Annotated in this window: 21 protein-coding genes; 8 read left to right on the forward strand and 13 right to left on the reverse strand. The window is 72.1% G+C overall.

Annotated elements, in window-relative coordinates:
* From purE to AC1DQF_RS01695, 6 genes are all read right to left on the reverse strand, one after another.
* Complete coding sequence (purE, locus tag AC1DQF_RS01670) at positions 1–516, reverse strand: 5-(carboxyamino)imidazole ribonucleotide mutase (protein ID WP_477523469.1); 516 nt, start codon at positions 514–516, stop codon at positions 1–3.
* 11 nt (positions 517–527) lie between these two features.
* Positions 528–1,685: a 5-(carboxyamino)imidazole ribonucleotide synthase gene (locus AC1DQF_RS01675; protein WP_477523470.1), complete on the reverse strand. Its 1,158-nt coding sequence runs from the start codon at positions 1,683–1,685 to the stop codon at positions 528–530.
* Between the two features lie 35 nt (positions 1,686–1,720).
* Positions 1,721–2,032: a winged helix-turn-helix domain-containing protein gene (locus AC1DQF_RS01680; RefSeq protein ID WP_477523471.1), complete on the reverse strand. Its 312-nt coding sequence runs from the start codon at positions 2,030–2,032 to the stop codon at positions 1,721–1,723.
* A 111-nt stretch (positions 2,033–2,143) separates the two neighbouring features.
* Entirely contained in the window at positions 2,144–3,160 is a 1,017-nt protein-coding gene (locus tag AC1DQF_RS01685; RefSeq protein ID WP_477523472.1) for an adenylate/guanylate cyclase domain-containing protein, read from the reverse strand.
* The gene (locus AC1DQF_RS01690) at positions 3,150–3,665 is read right to left on the reverse strand and encodes a PH domain-containing protein (protein ID WP_477523473.1); all 516 of its coding nucleotides are present in this window, start codon (positions 3,663–3,665) and stop codon (positions 3,150–3,152) included. The genes AC1DQF_RS01685 and AC1DQF_RS01690 overlap by 11 nt, the downstream gene beginning before the upstream one ends.
* Positions 3,666–3,677: 12 nt before the next feature.
* Positions 3,678–4,463: a biotin--[acetyl-CoA-carboxylase] ligase gene (locus AC1DQF_RS01695; protein ID WP_477523474.1), complete on the reverse strand. Its 786-nt coding sequence runs from the start codon at positions 4,461–4,463 to the stop codon at positions 3,678–3,680.
* A 42-nt stretch (positions 4,464–4,505) separates the two neighbouring features.
* Between AC1DQF_RS01695 and AC1DQF_RS01700 the strand changes: the two genes are divergently transcribed.
* Genes AC1DQF_RS01700 through AC1DQF_RS01715 form a run of 4 tightly spaced genes read left to right on the forward strand, consistent with a single transcriptional unit; the run spans position 4,506 to position 8,734 of the window.
* Positions 4,506–6,128: an acyl-CoA carboxylase subunit beta gene (locus AC1DQF_RS01700; RefSeq protein ID WP_477523475.1), complete on the forward strand. Its 1,623-nt coding sequence runs from the start codon at positions 4,506–4,508 to the stop codon at positions 6,126–6,128.
* Positions 6,125–6,352 (forward strand): acyl-CoA carboxylase epsilon subunit, encoded by a 228-nt coding sequence (locus tag AC1DQF_RS01705; protein ID WP_477523476.1) that lies wholly within the window; start codon positions 6,125–6,127, stop codon positions 6,350–6,352. The genes AC1DQF_RS01700 and AC1DQF_RS01705 overlap by 4 nt, the downstream gene beginning before the upstream one ends.
* A gap of 39 nt (positions 6,353–6,391) precedes the next feature.
* Positions 6,392–8,083 carry a DUF885 domain-containing protein gene (locus tag AC1DQF_RS01710; protein WP_477523477.1) on the forward strand — a complete coding sequence of 564 codons (1,692 nt, stop codon included), beginning with the start codon at positions 6,392–6,394 and terminating at the stop codon, positions 8,081–8,083.
* Between the two features lie 36 nt (positions 8,084–8,119).
* Positions 8,120–8,734: a Maf family protein gene (locus AC1DQF_RS01715; protein ID WP_477523478.1), complete on the forward strand. Its 615-nt coding sequence runs from the start codon at positions 8,120–8,122 to the stop codon at positions 8,732–8,734.
* Here the strand turns inward: AC1DQF_RS01715 and AC1DQF_RS01720 are convergent.
* The 5 genes from AC1DQF_RS01720 to AC1DQF_RS01740 are packed head-to-tail and all read right to left on the reverse strand — an operon-like array spanning position 8,721 to position 12,659.
* Positions 8,721–9,110: a universal stress protein gene (locus AC1DQF_RS01720; RefSeq protein ID WP_477523479.1), complete on the reverse strand. Its 390-nt coding sequence runs from the start codon at positions 9,108–9,110 to the stop codon at positions 8,721–8,723. The two genes, AC1DQF_RS01715 and AC1DQF_RS01720, sit on opposite strands and share 14 nt — an antisense overlap.
* Positions 9,110–10,627, reverse strand: coding sequence for a tripartite tricarboxylate transporter permease (locus AC1DQF_RS01725; RefSeq protein ID WP_477523480.1), 1,518 nt, complete (start codon positions 10,625–10,627; stop codon positions 9,110–9,112). Before AC1DQF_RS01725 ends, AC1DQF_RS01720 begins: the two co-directional genes overlap by 1 nt.
* A gap of 1 nt (position 10,628) precedes the next feature.
* Positions 10,629–11,141 (reverse strand): tripartite tricarboxylate transporter TctB family protein, encoded by a 513-nt coding sequence (locus AC1DQF_RS01730; protein ID WP_477523481.1) that lies wholly within the window; start codon positions 11,139–11,141, stop codon positions 10,629–10,631.
* Complete coding sequence (locus AC1DQF_RS01735; RefSeq protein ID WP_477523482.1) at positions 11,141–12,130, reverse strand: Bug family tripartite tricarboxylate transporter substrate binding protein; 990 nt, start codon at positions 12,128–12,130, stop codon at positions 11,141–11,143. The genes AC1DQF_RS01730 and AC1DQF_RS01735 overlap by 1 nt, the downstream gene beginning before the upstream one ends.
* Before the next feature lie 52 nt (positions 12,131–12,182).
* On the reverse strand, positions 12,183–12,659 hold the full coding sequence (locus tag AC1DQF_RS01740) for a GtrA family protein (protein ID WP_477523483.1): 477 nt from the start codon (positions 12,657–12,659) through the stop codon (positions 12,183–12,185).
* 138 nt (positions 12,660–12,797) lie between these two features.
* Between AC1DQF_RS01740 and AC1DQF_RS01745 the strand changes: the two genes are divergently transcribed.
* Positions 12,798–14,180 (forward strand): HNH endonuclease, encoded by a 1,383-nt coding sequence (locus tag AC1DQF_RS01745; protein ID WP_477523484.1) that lies wholly within the window; start codon positions 12,798–12,800, stop codon positions 14,178–14,180.
* Between the two features lie 9 nt (positions 14,181–14,189).
* Here the strand turns inward: AC1DQF_RS01745 and AC1DQF_RS01750 are convergent, their stop codons facing one another.
* Positions 14,190–14,978, reverse strand: coding sequence for an SGNH/GDSL hydrolase family protein (locus AC1DQF_RS01750; RefSeq protein ID WP_477523485.1), 789 nt, complete (start codon positions 14,976–14,978; stop codon positions 14,190–14,192).
* 47 nt (positions 14,979–15,025) lie between these two features.
* Positions 15,026–16,222, reverse strand: a complete 1,197-nt coding sequence (locus AC1DQF_RS01755) for an acyl-CoA dehydrogenase family protein (protein WP_477523486.1) — start codon at positions 16,220–16,222, stop codon at positions 15,026–15,028.
* Positions 16,223–16,363: 141 nt separating this feature from the next.
* Between AC1DQF_RS01755 and AC1DQF_RS01760 the strand changes: the two genes are divergently transcribed.
* The 3 genes from AC1DQF_RS01760 (at position 16,364) to AC1DQF_RS01770 (ending at position 19,970) form a co-directional block, all read left to right on the forward strand.
* Positions 16,364–17,392, forward strand: coding sequence for an iron ABC transporter substrate-binding protein (locus AC1DQF_RS01760; RefSeq protein WP_477523487.1), 1,029 nt, complete (start codon positions 16,364–16,366; stop codon positions 17,390–17,392).
* Positions 17,393–17,472: 80 nt separating this feature from the next.
* Positions 17,473–18,918, forward strand: coding sequence for an ABC transporter permease (locus AC1DQF_RS01765; protein WP_477523488.1), 1,446 nt, complete (start codon positions 17,473–17,475; stop codon positions 18,916–18,918).
* Positions 18,915–19,970 carry an ABC transporter ATP-binding protein gene (locus tag AC1DQF_RS01770; protein ID WP_477523489.1) on the forward strand — a complete coding sequence of 352 codons (1,056 nt, stop codon included), beginning with the start codon at positions 18,915–18,917 and terminating at the stop codon, positions 19,968–19,970. The genes AC1DQF_RS01765 and AC1DQF_RS01770 overlap by 4 nt, the downstream gene beginning before the upstream one ends.
* Positions 19,971–19,998 lie beyond the last annotated feature (28 nt).

Here is a 19,998-nt window from a genome sequence, read left to right on the forward strand (position 1 = left end):
TCAGAAGCCGAGCTTCCGGGCGCCACCCGTGGCGTTGCGGACGACGGCGCCCTTGTCGGTGGCGGCCTGGCGCAACTCGGCCTGGAAGTCCACCATCCGCTTCTGGAGCGTGGCGTCACCGCTGGCCAGGATGCGTACGGCGAGCAGCCCGGCGTTGCGGGCCCCGCCGATGGCCACGGTCGCGACCGGCACCCCGGCCGGCATCTGCACGATCGAGAGCAGCGAGTCCATCCCGTCCAGGGCCTTCAGCGGCACCGGGACGCCGATGACCGGCAGCGGGGTCACCGCGGCGAGCATGCCGGGCAGGTGGGCCGCCCCGCCGGCGCCGGCGATGATGACCTCGATGCCCCGCCCGGCGGCCTCGCGGCCGTAGGCGAGCATCTCGTCGGGCATCCGGTGGGCGCTGACGACGTCGGCCTCCACCTCGATGTCGAACTCGGCGAGGGCCTGGGCCGCCGCCTCCATCACGGGCCAGTCGGAGTCCGACCCCATCACGATGCCGACGCGTGCCGTCATGTCACTCACCTTCACTCACTGTGGTTGCCGAGGTCGCCCCGGAACCACGCGGCGGCGTGCCGCGCGCGCTCCAGGCAGTCGTCGAGGTCGTCGCCGTAGGCGTTGACGTGGCCGACCTTGCGGCCGGGCCGCAGGTCCTTGCCGTAGAGGTGCACGCGCAGGTGCGGGTCGCGGGCCATCGCGTGCGGGAAGCCGTCGTAGAGGCGGCCGGTGTCGGTGGGGCCGCCCAGAATGTTGACCATCACCGTCCAGCGCGACCGCGGGGCGGGCGACCCGAGCGGGAGGTCCATGACGGCGCGCAGATGATTCTCGAACTGGGACGTCACCGCACCGTCCTGCGTCCAGTGGCCGGTGTTGTGCGGCCGCATCGCCAGCTCGTTGACGAGGATGCGACCGTCGGTGGTCTCGAAGAGCTCGACGGCGAGGATGCCCGTGACGTCGAGCGCACCGGCGACGCGCAGGGCGATCTCCTGCGCCTGGCCGGCCAGCTCGGGCGCCAGGTCGGGGGCGGGCGCGACGACCTCGTAGCAGACGCCGTCGAGCTGGGTGGAGGCGACGACGGGGTAGGACGCCGCCTGGCCGCTGGGCGAGCGCGCCACCAGGGCCGACAGCTCGCGGCGGAAGTCGACGAGCTCCTCGGCGAGCACCTCGACCCCGGCCGCGTCGGCCGCCGCGAAGGCCGCGTCGGCCTCGGCCAGCTCGCGGACCACCCACACCCCCTTGCCGTCGTACCCACCGCGGGTGGTCTTGAGGACGCAGGGCAGCCCGAAGGCCTCGACGTCGGCGGGGGTGGTGACCAGCGCGTTGCGCGGGCACGGGATGCCCAGCTCGGCGAGCCGGGCCCGCATGACGCCCTTGTCCTGGGCGTGCACGAGCGCTCCGGGCCCCGGTCGCACGGCGATGCCGGACTCCTCGAGCGCGTGCAGGTGCTGGGTCGGCACGTGCTCGTGGTCGAAGGTGACCACGGGACAGCCGGCGGTCACCCGGCGCAGGGTGGCGAGGTCGGTGTAGTCGCCGACCTCGTGGTCGGGGATCACCTGGGCGGCCGAGACGCCCTCGGCCTCGGCGAGCAGTCGCAGGGGCAGGCCCAGGGCGATCGCGGGCTGCGCCATCATGCGCGCCAGCTGCCCGCCACCGATCACGGCAAGGGTGGGTGCGCGGTCCGTCACGCAGGAAACCCTAGGGCAGCACTCCTGAGCGCTGCTCAGGCCGTCTCGACGCTCGTCTCGAAGCGGAGCCCGTGGCCGCGCAGGGTGGTGATGAGACGCGGCTTGCGCGGATCGTCGTCGAGCTTGCGGCGCAGCCACCCCAGGTGGACGTCGATGGTCTTGGACGAGGTCCAGAAGGTCGTCTCCCAGACGTCCTCCATGAGCTCGGCACGGGTCACCACCAGACCCGCTCGAGACATCAGCGCGTGGAGGAGGTCGAACTCCTTGCGGGACAACCGAATCTCCCGGTCACCCCTCCACACCTTCCGCTCGTGCGGGTCGAGACGGACGTCCTGGACCTTGAGCACGGGCCAAGGTTCGTCGGAGTCCGGCGCCGGTGCGGGCGCTTTTACCCAAACGTGGACGAATGGTCTGGTCCGGCCGTATGCACGGCCGAGACGCCGGTGCCCACGGACGGATCAGCGGCGGCGTACGGCGACCGGCTCGACGAGCCCGAACCCGTGCACCGGGCGGGCCGGCAGGCGGCGACTCTCGAACTCGTCGACCGGCAGCTGGTCGGCCGTGCGCTGGTCGATGATCAGCCGGTTGCGGCGGGCCACGGCGGTCAGCCGCGCGGCCATGTTGACCGGCGGACCGAACACGTCGCCGAGGCGCGGCACGACCGGGCCGGAGGCCAGGCCCACCCGCACGTCGGGGAGCTTGGGGTCGCGCCCGATGACGTTGATGATCCCCTCGGCCACCTCGATGGCCGACTCGGCGTCGGCGATGACGAAGAGCACGGAGTCGCCGAGGCTCTTGATGATCCGGCCGCCGTGGTTGGTGACGACGTCGTGGCAGCGGCCCTCGAACTTCTCGACCAGGTCGCCGATCTTGTCGCGGTCCATCTGGTTGGACAGCGCGGTGAAGGACACCAGGTCGGCGAAGCCGACGGTCACGTCGACGGTGTGCAGGTCCTCGTCGTTGGCGCCCATCGCCTCCATCCGGGCGACGGCGGCGGCGAGGTGGCGGCGCCACGCGTAGATGAGCGTCTGCTCGAAGTGCGGGCTCACCTCCTCGATCAGCCGCAGCGCCGAGCCCACCCGCGAGCCGGTCGCGTCCGGGCCGGCCTCGAGCTCCTCGACCCGGCTGGCCAGGGTCGCGACCTCCCAGTCGGCGAGGCGGGCCATCGTCTGGCCGACGCCACGCGTCATGTTGACCGCCATGTCGAAGTCGACGGACCCGCTGTCGACGATCCCCACGACGTCGCGCACCGCCTCGGCGTCGGCGCGGGTGAAGGCGCGCTCGCCCAGCTGGTCGGGGAAGCCGAGCGCCCGCCACAGCCGACGGGTCTGGTCGACCGTCACCCCGGTCTCGGAGGCCACCTCGAGGGCGGTGAGGGTCGGTTGCTCGCCGAGGATGGCGAGGTCGAGGCGCTCGGGCGCCGGGGCCGTCGTGTCCGGCCCCTGCTGCCCGCGGCGTCGCCGCTCAGGTGCCATCGTCGACGCGCTCGGGAGAGGAGGCGCCGGTGGAGAGGGTGTGCAGCTCCTCGGCCACCCGCAGCTGCACCCGCTCCACCTGCGGGACGTCCTCGAGCAGCACCCGGCCGTTGGTGCTCGCGTCGGAGACGATGAGGGTGCCGCACCCGAACATCCGGTCGACGACCCCGATCTCGAAGTCGACCCCGCTGATCCGGTTGAGCGGGATCGTGCGGCCCTCCTTCGCGATCAGCCCCGAGCGCTTGATGAAGCGGCGGTTGGTGAAGGTGTAGGTCGTGGTGAGCCAGTCCAGGAACGGCCGCAGCACGAACCACACGGCGACCAGCGCCGCCACCACCCCGGCGCCCGCGCCCACGGGCGTCGAGTCGGTGAGGGTGCTGAGCCAGACCACCGCGGCCACCAGGACCACCAGGACCACGGCCGGGACGATCAGCGCCTTGGGGTGCGTGCGCGTGGAGACGACGACGTGCTCGCCGTCGTTGAGGAGCTTGGTCGGGAAGGCCACGTCCCGATCATGTCACTGGCGGGGTCGCACGTGAACGACATCGCCGGCCCCGACGGTGAACGTCCCGTCGGCCGTGCTGACGACGAGCGCACCCCGGTCGTCCACGTCCAGCGCCTCGCCACGTCGTACGACGTCCCCGGGCAGGTGGACGTCGACCTCCCGGCCCAGGGTCGAGCAGACGTCGGAGTAGGCCGCGCGCAGCGACGCGGTGTCGTGGAGCAGGCCCTGGAGGCCGTGCAGGGAGCCCAGCACCTGGCCGAGCAGCCCGCTGCGGTCGACCCGCTCGGAGGTCTCGAGCTCGATCGAGGTGGCCAGGGCCACGGGGAGCTCGTCGAGGGTCTGGGAGACGTTGATGCCCACCCCGATCACCGCGGCAGGTCCGGTCGGGGTCTCGATCCGCTCGACGAGGATGCCGGCCAGCTTGCGCTCCTCGACCAGCACGTCGTTGGGCCACTTGAGCGCGATCTCCGGGATCCGGTCGGCGATCGCGGCCTGGACGGCGTACCCGGTCAGCAGCGGCAGCCACGTCCAGTCCTGGGCGGGGAGGTCGGGGCGCAGCAGTGCCGAGAAGGTCAGCGACGTGCGTGCCGGCGTCTCCCAGACCCGGTCGAGGCGGCCGCGTCCCGCGGTCTGGTGCTCGGTGACCACGACGAGGCCCTCCCCCTCCCCCGCGCGGGCGCGCTGGGCCACCACCGCGTTGGTGGAGGGGGTCGCCTCGGTGACCTCGACGCGCCAGCCGTCGGGGGCCACGATGCGGTCGGGGTCGAGTGCTGGGCGCGGTGCCGGGTCGGACGTCATGGCACTACATTGTCGGACGCAGACAACAGGAGGCCACACGACGTGAGTGCACAGGTGCAGCCCGGTGAGGGCACAGACGTCCCCGAGGACATCGACATCCACACGACGGCAGGCAAGCTCGCCGACCTCGGACGGCGTCTCGACGAGGCCGTCCACGCCGGGTCGGCGAAGGCGGTCGAGAAGCAGCACGCGAAGGGTCGCAAGACCGCCCGCGAGCGCATCGAGATGCTCTTCGACGAGGGGTCCTTCGTCGAGCTCGACGAGCTCGCCCGGCACCGGTCCACCGCCTTCGGCCTCCAGGACCGACGCCCCTACGGCGACGGCGTGGTCACCGGCTACGGCACCGTCGACGGGCGCCAGGTCTGCGTGTTCTCCCAGGACTTCACGGTCTTCGGCGGCTCGCTGGGCGAGGTCTACGGCGAGAAGATCACCAAGGTGATGGACCTCGCCATGAAGACCGGCTGCCCGATCATCGGGATCAACGAGGGTGCCGGCGCCCGCATCCAGGAGGGCGTCGTCTCGCTCGGCCTGTACGGCGAGATCTTCCGCCGCAACGTGCACGCCTCGGGGGTCATCCCGCAGATCTCGATGATCATGGGCAACTGCGCCGGCGGGCACGTCTACTCCCCCGCCGTCACCGACTTCACGATCATGGTCGACAAGACCTCGGCGATGTTCATCACCGGCCCCGACGTCATCAAGACCGTCACCGGCGAGGACGTCACGATGGAGGAGCTCGGCGGGGCCCGGACGCACAACACCAAGTCCGGCAACGCCCACTACATGGCCTCCGACGAGGACGACGCGGTCGAGTACGTCAAGGCGCTGCTGTCCTACCTCCCGCAGAACAACCTCGACGAGCCGGTGATCTTCGACGAGCAGGCGGACCTCGAGGTGGGTGAGCTCGACCTCGCGCTCGACACCCTCATCCCCGACGGCGCCAACCAGCCCTACGACATGCACACCGTCATCGAGACCGTGCTGGACGACCAGGAGTTCCTCGAGGTCCAGCCGCTCTTCGCGCCCAACATCATCGTCGGCTACGGCCGCGTCGAGGGCCGCCCCGTCGGCGTGGTCGCCAACCAGCCGATGCAGTTCGCCGGCACCCTCGACATCGACGCCTCCGAGAAGGCCGCGCGCTTCGTGCGCACCTGCGACGCGTTCAACATCCCCGTGCTGACCTTCGTCGACGTGCCGGGCTTCCTGCCCGGCACCGACCAGGAGTTCAACGGGATCATCCGCCGCGGCGCCAAGCTGATCTATGCCTACGCCGAGGCCACCGTCCCGCTGATCACCGTCATCACCCGCAAGGCCTACGGCGGCGCCTACGACGTGATGGGCTCCAAGCACCTCGGTGCCGACATCAACGTCTCGTGGCCCACCGGTCAGATCGCGGTGATGGGCGCGCAGGGCGCGGTCAACATCCTGTACCGCAAGGAGATCGCGGAGGCCGAGGAGGCCGGCAACGTCGAGGAGCGTCGCGCCGAGCTGGTCCAGGAGTACGACGACACCCTGGCCAACCCCTACATCGCGGCCGAGCGCGGCTACATCGACGCGGTCATCTCCCCCCACGAGACCCGCTCCGAGATCGTCCGCTCCCTGCGGCTGCTGCGCACCAAGCGCGGGACCCTGCCGCCGAAGAAGCACGGGAACATCCCACTGTGAGCGACAGCGAACGATCCGACAGCGCGCCGATCCTGCGCGTGGTCAACCCCGACGCCACCCCCGAGGAGGTGGCGGCCCTGGTGGCCGTGTTCGCCGCCCTCGGCAGCGCCGGCGGCGAGCCGCCGAGGCGTCGTACGCCGGAGTGGTCGGCGCCGCACCGCGCCGTGCGCCGCACCCACGCCAGCGGCCCCGGGGGCTGGCGCTCCAGCGCCCTGCCCCGCTAGCCGGTCCGAGCGGGGCCCCGGGGCCGTAGGGTCGCCCCCGTGACCGAGACCTCAGCCCCGCGCCCCGTCGACGACCTGTGCAACCGGTTCGTCGAGGACTACTGCACCCTCGACCCGATCGCCGCGACCTACTACGGCGTCGCCGGGCACGACGACCGACTGCCGGACTACTCGCCGGCCGGGTACGACGCCCGGATCGCCCTCGTCCGCCGCGCGGTCGAGGCCGTGGAGGCCGCGACACCCGTCGACGACCGCGAGGCCGCGGCCCGGGACTCCTTCCTCGAGCGGCACCGCCTCGAGCTGGAGATGGAGGACGCCGGCATCTCGCGCTGCATGGTGTCGGTCATCGACAGCGCGATCCACGCGATGCGCCAGGTCTTCGACCTGATGCCCACCGAGGGCGACGCCGCCCTCGAGGCGATCGATGCACGGCTCGCCGCGATCCCCGGCGCGGTCCAGGACTACCGGGTCACGCTCGCCGACGAGGCCGCCCGCGGGCGGGTGTCCGCGGCCGCGCAGTACGCCAAGGTCGTCGAGCAGATCCGCGGCTGGACCGGCGAGACCGGGGCGAGCGGGGACTTCTTCGGCGGCCTGGTCGAGCGCTGCGCCCCCTCCGGCGAGCTCGCCGACCGGATGCGCGAGCACGCCCGGGCGGCCACCCGCGCCTTCGCCGACTTCGGGCTCTTCCTCTCCGACGAGATGGAGCCGCAGGGTCGCGCCAAGGAGGCCGTGGGGCGCGAGCACTACGAGCTCACCAGCCGCTACTTCCTCGGCGCCACCGTCGACCTCGAGGAGACCTACGCCTGGGGCTGGCAGGAGCTCAAGCGCCTGGCCGACGACATGGCCGCCACCGCCGACCGCATCGAGCCCGGCGCCACCGTCGCCGAGGCGGTCGCCCACCTCGACGCCGACCCCGCGCGCGTGGTGCACGGCCGCGAGGCCTTCCGGGACTGGATGCAGGAGCTCGCCGACCGCACCCTGGCCGAGATGGCGGACGTCCACTTCGACATCCCCGAGCCGGTCCGGCGCATCGAGTGCATGCTCGCCCCCACCAACGACGGCGGCATCTACTACACCGGCCCCTCGGAGGACTTCGTCCGCCCCGGCCGCATGTGGTGGTCGGTGCCTGACGGCATCGAGGACTTCTACCCCTGGCGCGAGGTGACGACCGTCTTCCACGAGGGCGTCCCCGGCCACCACCTGCAGGTGGCCCAGACGGCGTACCGCAGCGAGAGCCTCAACCGCTGGCAGCGACTCATGTGCTGGGTCAGCGGCCACGGCGAGGGCTGGGCCCTGTACGCCGAACGGCTGATGGACGACCTCGGCCACCTGTCCGACCCCGCCGACCGCCTCGGCATGCTCGACGCGCAGTCCTTCCGGGCCGCGCGCGTGGTCGTCGACATCGGCATGCACCTCGAGCTGGAGATCCCGGCCGACAACCCGTTCGGGTTCCACCCCGGCGAGACGTGGACCCCCGCGCTGGGTCGCGAGTTCCTCGGCGACCACAGCCAGGTCGAGCCCGACGTCCTGGACTTCGAGATCAACCRCTACCTCGGCTGGCCGGGGCAGGCTCCCTCCTACAAGGTCGGGGAGCGGATCTGGCTCCAGGCCCGCGACGACGTGCGCGCCCGCCAGGGCGACGCCTTCGACCTCAAGGCCTTCCACCGGGCCGCCCTCGACCTCGGCTCGCTGGGCCTCGACCCGCTCCGGGCGGCGCTCGACCGGCTGTGAGGTGAGCGTGGGCGGGGACGTCCTAGGGTCGGCACCATGCAGCTCGTCCTCGCCTCCGCCTCCCCCGCCCGCCTGGCCACCCTCCGCTCCGCCGGGATCGACCCGACGGTGATCGTGAGCGGGGTCGACGAGTCCCAGCTCGACGGGCTGCCGCCGGCCGAGCTGGCGCTCCAGCTGGCGGAGCTCAAGTGCGGGGCGGTGGCCGCGCGCGAGGACGTGCCCGCCGGGGCGCTGGTGCTGGGCTGCGACTCGGTGCTGGAGCTCGACGGCGAGGCCCTGGGCAAGCCCGGCTCCGCGGAGGTGGCCATCGAGCGGTGGCGGGCGATGCGGGGCCGCGCCGGTGTGCTCCACACCGGGCACTGCCTGCGTGAGGTCTCCTCCGGGCGGGTGGCCGCGGCGACCGCGAGCACGACGGTCCACTTCGCCGACCTGGCCGACGACGAGATCGCGGCGTACGTCGCCACCGGCGAGCCCCTGGAGGTCGCGGGCGCCTTCACCGTCGACGGCCTGGGTGGCGCGTTCGTCACCCGCATCGAGGGTGATCACCACAACGTCGTCGGGGTCAGCCTGCCGTTGCTGCGCGAGCTGGTCGTCGAGCTCGGCCACTCGTGGACCGGGCTGTGGAACGCAGCGGGCGTCAGCCCGGCTTGACCGCGATCACCGGGCAGTCCGCGTCGATGATGATGCTCTGCGCGACGCTGCCCATGATCAGCTTGCCGACCGGGGTCCGGTGCCGGATCCCGATCACGATGACGTCGGCGATGACCTCCTTGGCCACCGCGAGGATCTCCTGGGCGATGTCCTTGCCCGTGGTCTGGCGCAGCTCGTGCGCGACGCCGCTGGCGGCCAGCTGCTCCTCGAGGGTGTCCTTGTCGGCGTCCCCGAGGTAGCGCTTGTCCACCAGGGCGTCGCCCTTGGTGCTGTTGACGATCACGACGCCGGTCCCGCGCCGCTGCGCCTCGCCGAGGCCGTAGGCGAGCGCGGCCTCGCCGTACTCGTCGGGGATGTAACCGATCACGACAGCCATCAGGAGACCTCCGACTCGTTGGACACGGGGTGGGGCACGGGGCCACGGACCCGGGACAGGACCGTGGGGACGACCAGGGCGAGCACGATGAGGACGTAGACGAAGATCGCGAGCGGCTCGTTGAAGAGCCCGCTGATCGCGCCGTTGGAGAGGTCGAGCGCCTCACGCATCTTGGTCTCCATGAGCGGGCCGATGATGACGCCGAGGATCAGCGGCAGGATCGGGATGCCGAAACGCCGTACGGCGAATCCCACGGCGCCGAAGACGAGCAACAGGGCGACGTCGAAGGCGCTCTGGTTGACCGCGTAGGCACCGAGCGAGGCGAAGAACAGGATCCCGGCGTAGAGCTGGGGCCGCGGGATGCGCAGCAGCTTGGCCCACAGCGGCGCGAGCGGCAGGTTGATGACCAGCAGCAGCGTGTTGCCGATGAGCAGGCTGGCGAGGAGCGTCCACACCAGGTCGGGCTGGTCGGCCATCAGCGTCGGTCCGGGCACGATGCCGTACGTGCGCATGGCCGCGAGCAGCACGGCCGCCGTGGCGGTCACCGGCAGGCCGAGGGCCAGCAGCGGCACGAACATGCCGGCGGCGCTGGCGTTGTTGGCCGCCTCCGGCCCGGCCACGCCCTCGATGGCGCCGTGCCCGAACTCGTCGGACCGGCGCGAGAGCTTGCGCTCCAGGACGTAGGACAGGAACGTCGGGGTCTCCGCGCCACCGGCAGGCAGGGCACCGAACGGGAATCCGAGGGCAGTTCCGCGCAGCCACGGGCGCCACGAGCGGGACCAGTCCTCCCCGGTCATGAAGGGCCGCCCGACCGGGATCACGTCGAGCGGGGCCCGGCGCAGGTGCGCGGCGATCCACATGGCCTCACCGATGGCGAAGATGCCCACCGCCACCACCACGATGTCGATGCCGTCGGCGAGCTGGAGGACCCCGCCCGTCAGGCGCGCCTGGCCGGTCGAGAGGTCGAGTCCGACGAGCCCGATGGTGAGGCCGATGGCCAGCCCGATGAAGCCGCGCAGCTTGGACGAGCCCAGCACCGCGGTGACGAGCACCAGCGAGAACAGCATGATCGCGAAGAACGACGGTGCCCCGATGTTGACCGCGACCCGCGCCAGGCTCGGGGTGAAGAACGCGACGAGCAGGGTGCCGATGGTGCCGGCGATGAACGACCCGATCGCCGCGGTGGCCAGCGCCTGGGCGGCCCGTCCCTTCTTGGCCATCTTGTTGCCCTCGATGGCCGTCATCACCGAGGCGGACTCACCGGGGGTGTTCAGCAGGATCGAGGTCGTCGACCCGCCGTACATCCCGCCGTAGTAGATGCCGGAGAAGAGGATGAAGGACTGGGTGGGCTCGAGGCCGAACGTCAGGGGCAGCAGCAGGGCCACCGCCATGGCCGGGCCGATGCCGGGCAGCACGCCGACGAAGGTGCCGAGGAGGACGCCGACCGCGCAGAAGGCGAGGTTCTGCGGCGTGAGCGCGCTGGCGAAGCCGTCGAGGAGCAGGCTGAGGGTGTCCATCTCAAAGCACCCCGTCCAGGATCCCCGGCGCCAGTGGCACGTCGAGGCCGACGTAGAAGAAGTACCAGGTGGCCACCGCCATCACGACGCCCACGACGAGGTCGCGGACCAGGGTGCGGGACCCCAGCGCCCAGGCGCAGCCCGCGAAGAGCAGCCCCCCGGTGACCGCCCACCCCAGCACGTTGACCAACAGCACGTTGAGCATCATGATCCCGGCCAGCTTGCCGACGGTCAGCCAGTCGGCCGGGCTGGTGAGGTCGACGTCCTCGCCCTCCTCGCCCTCGGCCACGTCGCCGCGAGCGGTGGCCAGCGCGAGCAGCACGCCGAGCACGATCATCGACGTGCCCACGACGTAGGGGAAGACGCGAGGGCCGATGGGGTCACCGAAGCCGACGTTGAGGCCGCGGGCGTCGATGATCGTCCAGAGCCCGACCAGGGCCAGGACGATCGCCAGGCCGTACTGCGCGCGGTCGACCTCGACCGGCTCGGTGCGGGGTGCGTCGGTGTCGGCCATCAGATGAGCCCCAGATCCGTCAGGGTGGTCGAGACCCGGGTGTCCTGCTCCTGCAGGAAGGTCTCGAAGTCGTCACCGGTCTTGAAGTCGTCGGTCCAGCCGTTCTCGGTGAGCGTGTCCTGCCACCCCGGCGTGTCGTGCATGGACTCGAGATAGCCGACGAGCTCGTCGCGGCGCTCGTCGGATATCTCCGGCGGGGCGAGCAGCCCGCGCCAGTTCAGGAAGACCAGGTCGATGCCCGACTCGGTCAGGGTCGGCACGTCGGCGAAGGCGTCCTGCGGGGAACGCTCCTCCCCCGACACGGCCAGCATCCGCAGCTCGCCGTTCTCCACGCTGCCGAGGAACTCCGCGGGGCCGGAGAAGCCGGCGTCGATCTTGCTGCCGAGCAGGGCACTCGTGAGGGGTCCGCCGCCGTCGTAGGACACGTAGTTGACGTCGCGGGGGTCGACGCCGACCTCGTCGGCCAGCTGCATCGGGAACAGGTGATCGGGGCCGCCGGGCGACGAGCCGCCGCCGATGGCCAGGGAGGACGGGTCCGCCTTCCACGCCTCGACGAAGTCGTCGACGGTCTCGAAGGGCGAATCGGCCGGCACCAGGATGCCCTCCGGCTCACTCATCAGCTGGGCGATCGGTGTCGCGTCGAGCGGGCCGTAGCCGCTGGCGAAGGAGTAGGTCGAGCCGACCACGCCGAGGCCCACGGTCATCAACGTGTGCTCGTCGCCGGCCTCGCCGATGAGCTGGGTCATGGCGGCCGCGCCACCGGCGCCGATGACGTTCTCGACCGTGAACGTGCCGCCGGTGACGTCGTTGTCCTCCATGACGCCGACCGCGGCCCGGCCGGTCTGGTCGTAGCCGCCCCCCGGACTGTTGGGGATGATCATCAGCAGGTCACGGCTGTCGTCCCCGCGGGTCACTCCGCAGCCGGCCAGTGAGAGGGCGACCCCGAGGGTCGCGAGGATGGCCGTCGTACGTCGCCCAAGCCGTCGCATGCGCCTCATCGTGCACCCGGGAGGAAGATGTGTCGAGCGCCAGGCTCCGCCGTCAGCTGGGGCTGGCGACGCCGTCCTCGGCGATCTCCTCATTGATGCCGAACACGAGCTGACGGGTCAGCACGAAGCGTGCCGCGTTGGCCATGGCCAGCCCGATGAGGTTCGCCGAGACGTTGTCGGACAACGGGTCGTCGAGCCCGAGCGGGTTGCGGCTGAGCCACAGGCAGGCCATCGGGATGAGCATGGTGACGAGGCTGATGGCCACGAACGCCGTCCGGCCACCGTCCGGGTGCCGGGTGTCGCGGTGCCGGAAGGCCCACGACCGCGTGCCCCGGTAGGCGATCACGGTGCCGACGAGGTTGGCGAGCACGTAGCCGACCTGCGGCTGGTCGTTGAGCGGCGCCATGCCCTCGGTGTTGAAGCCGTGGACGAGGAGGTTGAAGAGGATCACCGAGACGGCGGTCGCCACCAGCCCGACGGCCTGGTAGCGCCAGATCTCCCCCGCCAGCCGGCGGCCCCTCGGCGTCACGGGTGAAAGGCTAGCCCGCGCACCGCGCGGAGCCCGCCTTCCCGGCGCGCCGCGACGGGAGTCTTTGCTCACTCACCACCGTCTCACCGCCCCGGGAGAACCCCTTGACCCGAACACATGTTCGAGCAAGAATGATTCATGGCCTCCTCTCCCGCGCTGACCGCCGAAGCACTGTCGGCGACGCAGCGCGGGCTGGCCCACGGCTTGCTCAGCCCGAGCGGGCTCGGTGATCCCGACCGGGTGGACACGATCCGGGCACTCGAGGAGCTGATCTGCACCGCGACCGCGGCCCAGGCAGCACTCGCCGCCGAGCTCGACGCGTCCCAGCGCGCCGCCCAGGCCAGGGCGGGCGCCCGCGCCGCCGAGCAGGGCCGCGGGGTCGCCTCCATCGTGGCCTTCGCCCGTCGCGAGTCCCGCCACCGGGGCGAGCGGCACCTCGGTCTCGCCACCATCGTGCGCACGGAGCTGCCGCACACCTGGGCCGCCTGGTCGTCCGGCCACATCACCGAGTGGACGGCCACCGTCATCGCTCGCGAGACTGCCTGCCTCCCGCTCGAGCACCGCCTCACCGTCGACCACGTGGTCGCTGTCGACGCCGAGCGCCTCTCACTCCTCGGCCAGCGCGAGCTGATCGGCGTCCTGCGCACCGAGGCCGAGCGCCTCGACCCCGAATCGGTGGTCGCACGTCGCCGCCGCGCCGAGTCCGAGCGCTGCGTCACCCTGCGTCCCGCCCCCGACACGATGACCTGGCTCACGGCCCTCCTGCCCGTCAAGGACGGCGTCGCGGTCCTGGCCGCCCTCACCCGAGTCTCCGACAGCGCCCGGTCGGCCGGCGACCCCAGGAGCAAGGGGCAGGTCATGGCGGACTCCCTCGTGGCGTCGGTGCTCGGTCAGCCGTCCACGACGACCACGACGCCCACGACGCCCACGACGCCCACGACGCCCACGACGCCCACGACGACGGCCGCCGTGCCGGTGCGACTCGGGCTGGTCATGAGCGACTCGGCCCTCCTCGGCACGAGCGACGAGCCCGCACACCTCGACGACTACGGCCCCATCCCTGCCGAGCTCGCCCGCGAGATCGTCGCCGCCGCACTCACCGATGACGAGCAGGTGTGGGTCCGTCGGCTCTACACCAGTCCCACCACCGGCGAGCTCGTCACCATGGACTCGCACCAGCGAGTCTTCCCGGCCACGCTCAGCCGCTTCGTCCGGCTCCGCGACCGCGTCTGCCGCACCCCGTGGTGCGACGCCCCGATCCGCCACATCGACCACCCCGACGAGCACGCCCGCGGCGGAGCCACCAGCGCTCGCAACGCCCAGGGCCTCTGCGAGGCGTGCAACTACGCCAAGCAGGCCCATGCATGGCGGGCTCGACCCGCGCCGGACGACACCGGTGGCCACGTCATCGAGACCACCCTGCCCACCGGGCACACCTACCGGTCCCGCGCGCCCGCCGTCGCCACCGTCAGACGGACGATGGCGCCAGGGCTGAGCATCGACTACGTCCTCACCGGGTGAGCCGCGCCTTCAGCGCAGGCGCGCGGGGTTGACCGCCGCCGTCACGGCCGCGGCGTACGCCAGGTAGCCGTCGAGGGTCGGGTGGAACGCGGCCGGGTCGAAGGGGCCGAGGACCCAGGGCTCCGGAGCGTTGACGCCGTGGCCGTCGAACCGCTTGGTGACGTCCACGTAGTCGAAGCCGTGCCGGACGGCCGCCGCTTCGACCACGCCGTTGAGCAGGTCGGCGCCGTCGTTGAGGGCCTGCTGCTCGGCGACCGAGGCACCGAGGTAGGCACCGTTCTCCGGCGAGAACAGGCGCGGGTAGCCGGTCACCACGACGCTGGCACCGGGAGCGGCCGCCGCGACCTGCGTGTGGACGGCGTCCAGCAGCCCCGGCAACTGGGTGACGATGCGCCCGCGGACCAGGCCCAGGGCCCCGGAGCACTGCAGGTCGGTGCCGCCGAGGCAGGCGCCCACCGCCGAGGACCAGCCGATGTCGTTGCCGCCGATGCTGAGGGTGACCAGGTCGGTGTCGTCGTCGAGCGCCGAGAGCTGTCCGCCCGACACCAGGGAGGTGGTCGTCGCCCCGGCGCACGCGACGAAGTCGTCGAGGGCGATCTTCTTGCGCCCGTCGACCAGCACGGCGTACGCCGACTGCGACCGCCCGCAGGTCGCGGAGTACGGCGGGACGCCGTAGCCCGACGCGTAGGAGTCACCGAGGGCGTCGTACTCGATGGACTGACGCGGCGCCGCCGCGGCCGGGGCCGTCCCGGCGAGGGCGAGGACGAGCAGGACGAGGGCGGTGGCGGATCGCTTCATGGTCGGAACGTACGCCCGGCGCAACGGCCCTGACCAGGGCCGATGCGTCACTCGACGGGCAGGCCGAGCCCCCGCGCGATGAGCATCCGCTGGACCTCCGAGGTGCCCTCGCCGATCTCGAGCACCTTGGCGTCGCGGTAGAAGCGCACCACGGGGTACTCCTCCATGAAGCCGTAGCCGCCGAAGACCTGGGTCGCGATGCGGGTCGCGGTGACCGCCGACTCGGTCGCGTAGAGCTTCGCGACGGCCGCCGCCTGCTTGAAGTCCTTCATGGAGACCGGGCGGCCGGCGTCCATCGCGTCCTTCATCGCGGCGGCCTTGTAGGTGAGCAGCCGCGAGGCGTCGAGCATGACCTGGAGGTCGCTGATCTGGAACGCGACGCCCTGCTTGCGTCCGATCGGGCCGCCGAAGGTCTGCCGCTCCCCCGCGTACTGCAGCGACAGGTCGAGGCACGCCTGGATGCAGCCGACCGCGAGCGCCGCGATCGCGACCCGGCCGTCGTCGAGGGTGGCGAGGAACTGCGCGTAGCCGCGACCCCGCTCGCCGAGCAGGTGCGACTCGGGGACACGAGCATCGACGAAGGAGAGCGGGTGCGTGTCGGAGGCGTGCCAGCCCAGCTTGTCGTAGGCCTTCTCGGCGGTGAAGCCGGGCGTCCCGGACGGGACCATGATCGTGGAGATCTCGGCCTTGCCGCCCTCGCGCTCACCGGTGCGCGCGGTCACGGTCACCAGCGAGGTGATCGTGGAGCCGGAGTTGGTGATGAACTGCTTGGCCCCGTTGACGACCCACTCGCCGTCGGCGAGCACGGCCCTGGTCTTCGTGGCCCCCGCGTCGGAGCCGGCGCCCGGCTCGGTGAGGCCGAAGCCGGCGAGCCGCTGGCCCGACACCAGGTCGGGCAGCCAGGTCTGCTTCTGCTCCTCGGTGCCGAAGGTCAAGATCGGGTTGATGCCGAGGCCCACCGCGGCCTCGAGCGTGATGCCCATCGACTGGTCGACGCGACCGATCTCCTCGATGGCCAGGCAGAGCGACGTGAAGCCGCCGTCATCGCCGGCGAGGCCGGAGCCGCCGAACTCCTCGGGGGCGGTGAGGCCCATCAGGCCGAGGTCGCCCATCTGCTGCACCACGTCGGTCGGGAAGTGGTGGTCGCGGTCCCACTGCGCCGCGTGCGGCGCGATCTGGGCCTGCGCGAACTCGCGGACGCTGCGACGGAACTGCTCGTGCTCGGGGGACAGCTCGAAGGTCATGGGGAGACAGTAGCCGCGTTGGTTAACGATCGCTAACCGCGTGCGACCGCGATGTCGGATGACGCGAGCCGGTCGACTAAGGTAAGCCGACCCTAATCAATCTCCCCCGACCGTGATCCGATCCGCGAGGACCCTCCTGCGATGCCGACCTCCCCCCTGCGCCGCGCCACCCGTCGATGGGCCGGCGCCACCGTCGCCGCGCTGCTGGTCGCGCCCCTGGGCGCCTGCAGCATCATCAACCCGCCCGACCTGGTGATCTACAACGCCCAGCACGAGGAGCTCCTCGACGAGATCGTGCCGATCTTCGAGGAGGAGTCGGGCCTCGACGTCGAGCTGCGCAGCGGCAGCGACCTCGAGATGGCGAACCAGATCGTCGAGGAGGGCGGTGACTCCCCCGCCGACGTCTTCCTCACCGAGAACTCCCCCGCGATGAGCATCGTCGACAACGCCGGGCTCTTCGCCCCGGTCCCGCAGGCCGCGCTCGACAACATCCCCGCCCAGTACGTCCCCAGCTCGGGCACCTGGACCGGCTTCCTGGCCCGCTCCACCGTGGTCATGTACAACACCGACAACGTCACCGAGGCCGACCTGCCGAAGAGCATCCTCGACTTCGCCGACCCCGAGTGGAAGGGGCGTGTGGGCTTCTCGCCCACCGGCGCCGACTTCCAGGCCATCGTGTCGGCGGTGCTCGAGCTCGAGGGCGAGGACGCGACCCGCACCTGGCTCGAGGGCCTCGCGGCCAACGGCGTCGTGCTCCAGAACAACCTGGTCGTCATGCAGGCGGCCGACGAGGGCGAGATCGACGCCGGCATCGCCTACCACTACTACTGGTACCGCGACCGCGAGGAGAACGGCACCGACTCGGACAACTCCGAGCTGTACTTCTTCGGCAACCAGGACCCGGGCGCGTTCCTGTCCGTCTCGGGCGCCGGCATCTTGAAGAGCTCGGAGCACGCCGAGGCGGCCGGAGAGTTCGTCGAGTGGCTGACCTCCACGACCGCCCAGCAGGCCATGGCCGAGTCCTACGCGCTGGAGTACCCCCTCAACCCGGACGCCCAGCTCAACCGGGACGTGAAGCCCTTCGACGAGCTCGAGCCCCCGACCGTCGACGTCGCCAGCCTCAACGGTCCGAAGGTGACCGAGCTGATGACCGAGGCCGGTCTGCTCTGAGCACGGGCACCCGCACCGCGACCCCACCCCTGCTGCTCGCGGCAGGGGTGGGCGTCGCGCTGCTCGCGCTGATTCCACTGGTGTACGTCGCGACGTACACCGTCATCATCGGTCCGGCGGAGCTCTGGGACCTCGTCGTCCGGCCGCGGATCCTGGACCTGCTCCGCAACACCGTCAGCCTGGCCGCGGTCACCATGGTCGCCACCGCGGCGCTGGGCGTGGCGTTGGCCTTCCTCGTGGAGCGCACCGACCTGCCCGGCCGCCGGTGGTGGCACGGGCTGCTCGTCGCCCCGCTGGCGGTGCCGGCCTTCGTCAACGGCTACGCGTGGGTGTCGCTGGACCGGTCGATCCACGGCTTCGGCGGCGCCTGGCTGGTGGTGACACTGTCCTACTACCCGCTCGTCTACCTGCCCGCCGTGGCGGCGCTGCGCGGCCTCGACCCCGCGCTGGAGGAGGCCTCGTGGTCGCTCGGCCACACCCGGTGGCAGACGTTCGCCCGGGTGGTCCTGCCCCAGCTGCGTCCGGCCCTGCTGGGCGGCACGCTCCTGGTCGGGCTGCACCTGCTGTCCGAGTTCGGCGCACTGGCGCTGCTCCGGTTCCCGACCTTCACCACCGCCATCTACGACCAGTACGGCTCCACCTTCAACGGCTCCGCCGCGACCGCGATGGCCGCCGTCCTGGTGCTCCTGTGCCTGTTCCTGCTGCTCGCCGAGCTGCGCCTGCGGGGCACCCGGCACTACGCCCGGGTCGGCCAGGGCGCGGCGAGGCTCTCCGAGCCCATCGCGCTGCGCGGCCTGCGGTGGCCGCTCCTGCTCCTCGTCACCGGGCTGGTCGTGCTCGCGCTCGGCGTGCCGACGTACGCCCTGCTGCACTGGCTGGCCGTCGGCACCTCCACCGAGTTCCCGCTCGACGAGCTGCTCTCCGCGACCGGCTCGACCATCGTCCTCGCCGCGCTCGGCGCGCTGGCCACGACGCTGGCGGCGGTGCCGGTGGCGTGGCTGGCGGTGCGCTACCGCGGCCGGCTCACCACCCTCGTCGAGCGCAGCACGTACGTCGCCAACGCCCTGCCCGGCATCGTGGTCGGCCTCGCGCTGGTGGTGGCGAGCCTGCGGCTGGTGCCCGCTGTCTACCAGACCGCCCTGCTGCTGGTCGTGGCCTACGCGATCCTCTTCCTGCCCCGCGCCGTGGTCTCGGTGCGCTCCGGCCTGGAGCAGGCCCCCGTCGTGCTCGACCACGTCGCCCAGAGCCTGGGCACCGGGCCGATCGCGACCGCGCGCCGGGTCACGCTGCCGCTGATCGGGCCGAGCCTGGGCGCCGGCGCCGCGCTCGTCTTCCTCGCCATCTCCACCGAGCTCACGGCCACCCTGATGCTGAGCCCCATCGGCACCCGGACCCTGGCGACCGAGTTCTGGTCGGCGTCCTCGGAGCTGCGGTACGGCGCGGCGGCGCCGTACGCCCTGCTCCTCGTTCTCATCTCGGTGCCCGCGACGGTGCTGCTCATGCGGCAGGAGAGACTGCACCCATGAGCGCACTGACGGTGACGGGGGTGAGCAAGTCCTTCCCGTCGACAGGCTCCGGACAGGAGGCGACCCTCGCGGTCGACGACGTCAGCCTGCACGTGCCGCACGGCTCGCTCACCGCCGTGCTGGGGCCGAGCGGCTGCGGCAAGACGACCCTGCTGCGGCTCATCGCCGGGTTCCTGACCCCCGACGCGGGCACCATCGCCTTCGACGACCACGTCGTGGCCGGCGCCGGTCGGCCGACGCCCCCGCAGGATCGCCGGGTGGGCTACGTCCCGCAGGAGGGCGCGCTCTTCCCGCACCTCGACGTGGCCGGAAACATCGGCTTCGGCCTGCCCCGAGGCGAGCGCGCCGCCGGTGCGCGGATCGACGAGATGCTGGATCTCGTCGAGCTCCCGCGTGCCTTCCGCGGCCGGGCCCCGCACGAGCTGTCCGGGGGCCAGCAGCAGCGCGTCGCCCTGGCCCGCGCCCTCGCCCCGGGTCCCACCGTCGTCCTCCTCGACGAGCCGTTCTCCTCGCTCGACGCGTCGCTGCGCGAGTCGACCGGACGCGCCGTGGCCCGGGCCCTCCGGGCCGCGCAGGCCACCGGGCTGCTCGTCACCCACGACCAGTCCGAGGCGCTCTCCCTCTCCGACCAGGTCGCGGTCCTGCGCGAGGGACGGCTCATCCAGGCCGGCTCCCCCGCCGACGTCTACCTCGCGCCGCACGACCCCGAGCTGGCCCGCTTCGTCGGCGGCGCCACCTCGCTGCCGGGCCACGCTGGCCAGGGCGTCGCGGCCACGTGCGCGCTCGGCGACGTCACGCTGACGCACCCGGCGTCGGCCGACGACCTGGTGCTGGTGATCCGCCCCGACCAGGTCGTCCTCGATCCCGACGGGGTCCAGGCGCGCGTCGACGAGGTGAGCTTCTACGGGCACGACGCGGCGATCCGGCTCAGTGTCGGCGGTGCGGCCCTGGTGGCCCGGGTCTCGGGGCCGACCGCGCCCGCGGCCGGCGAGATGGTGAGGATCGGCGTGCGCGGGACCGTGCACGCCTACCCCGCCCCGGTCCGCGACTGAGACCTCGGTCGGCGCCGCGGGACGGGGG

This window comes from Nocardioides sp. P4_G4 (assembly GCF_056401085.1).

Excerpts from the sequence above, each read along its gene's own strand:
- purE (WP_477523469.1), bottom strand. The coding sequence starts at position 516 with ATGACGGCACGCGTCGGCATCGTGATGGGGTCGGACTCCGACTGGCCC.
- AC1DQF_RS01685 (WP_477523472.1), bottom strand. The coding sequence starts at position 3,160 with ATGGCACCTGAGCGGCGACGCCGCGGGCAGCAGGGGCCGGACACGACG.
- AC1DQF_RS01695 (WP_477523474.1), bottom strand. The coding sequence starts at position 4,463 with ATGACGTCCGACCCGGCACCGCGCCCAGCACTCGACCCCGACCGCATC.
- AC1DQF_RS01715 (WP_477523478.1), top strand. The coding sequence starts at position 8,120 with ATGCAGCTCGTCCTCGCCTCCGCCTCCCCCGCCCGCCTGGCCACCCTC.
- AC1DQF_RS01720 (WP_477523479.1), bottom strand. The coding sequence starts at position 9,110 with ATGGCTGTCGTGATCGGTTACATCCCCGACGAGTACGGCGAGGCCGCG.
- AC1DQF_RS01725 (WP_477523480.1), bottom strand. The coding sequence starts at position 10,627 with ATGGACACCCTCAGCCTGCTCCTCGACGGCTTCGCCAGCGCGCTCACG.
- AC1DQF_RS01730 (WP_477523481.1), bottom strand. The coding sequence starts at position 11,141 with ATGGCCGACACCGACGCACCCCGCACCGAGCCGGTCGAGGTCGACCGC.
- AC1DQF_RS01735 (WP_477523482.1), bottom strand. The coding sequence starts at position 12,130 with ATGCGACGGCTTGGGCGACGTACGACGGCCATCCTCGCGACCCTCGGG.
- AC1DQF_RS01745 (WP_477523484.1), top strand. The coding sequence starts at position 12,798 with ATGGCCTCCTCTCCCGCGCTGACCGCCGAAGCACTGTCGGCGACGCAG.
- AC1DQF_RS01750 (WP_477523485.1), bottom strand. The coding sequence starts at position 14,978 with ATGAAGCGATCCGCCACCGCCCTCGTCCTGCTCGTCCTCGCCCTCGCC.
- AC1DQF_RS01755 (WP_477523486.1), bottom strand. The coding sequence starts at position 16,222 with ATGACCTTCGAGCTGTCCCCCGAGCACGAGCAGTTCCGTCGCAGCGTC.
- AC1DQF_RS01760 (WP_477523487.1), top strand. The coding sequence starts at position 16,364 with ATGCCGACCTCCCCCCTGCGCCGCGCCACCCGTCGATGGGCCGGCGCC.
- AC1DQF_RS01770 (WP_477523489.1), top strand. The coding sequence starts at position 18,915 with ATGAGCGCACTGACGGTGACGGGGGTGAGCAAGTCCTTCCCGTCGACA.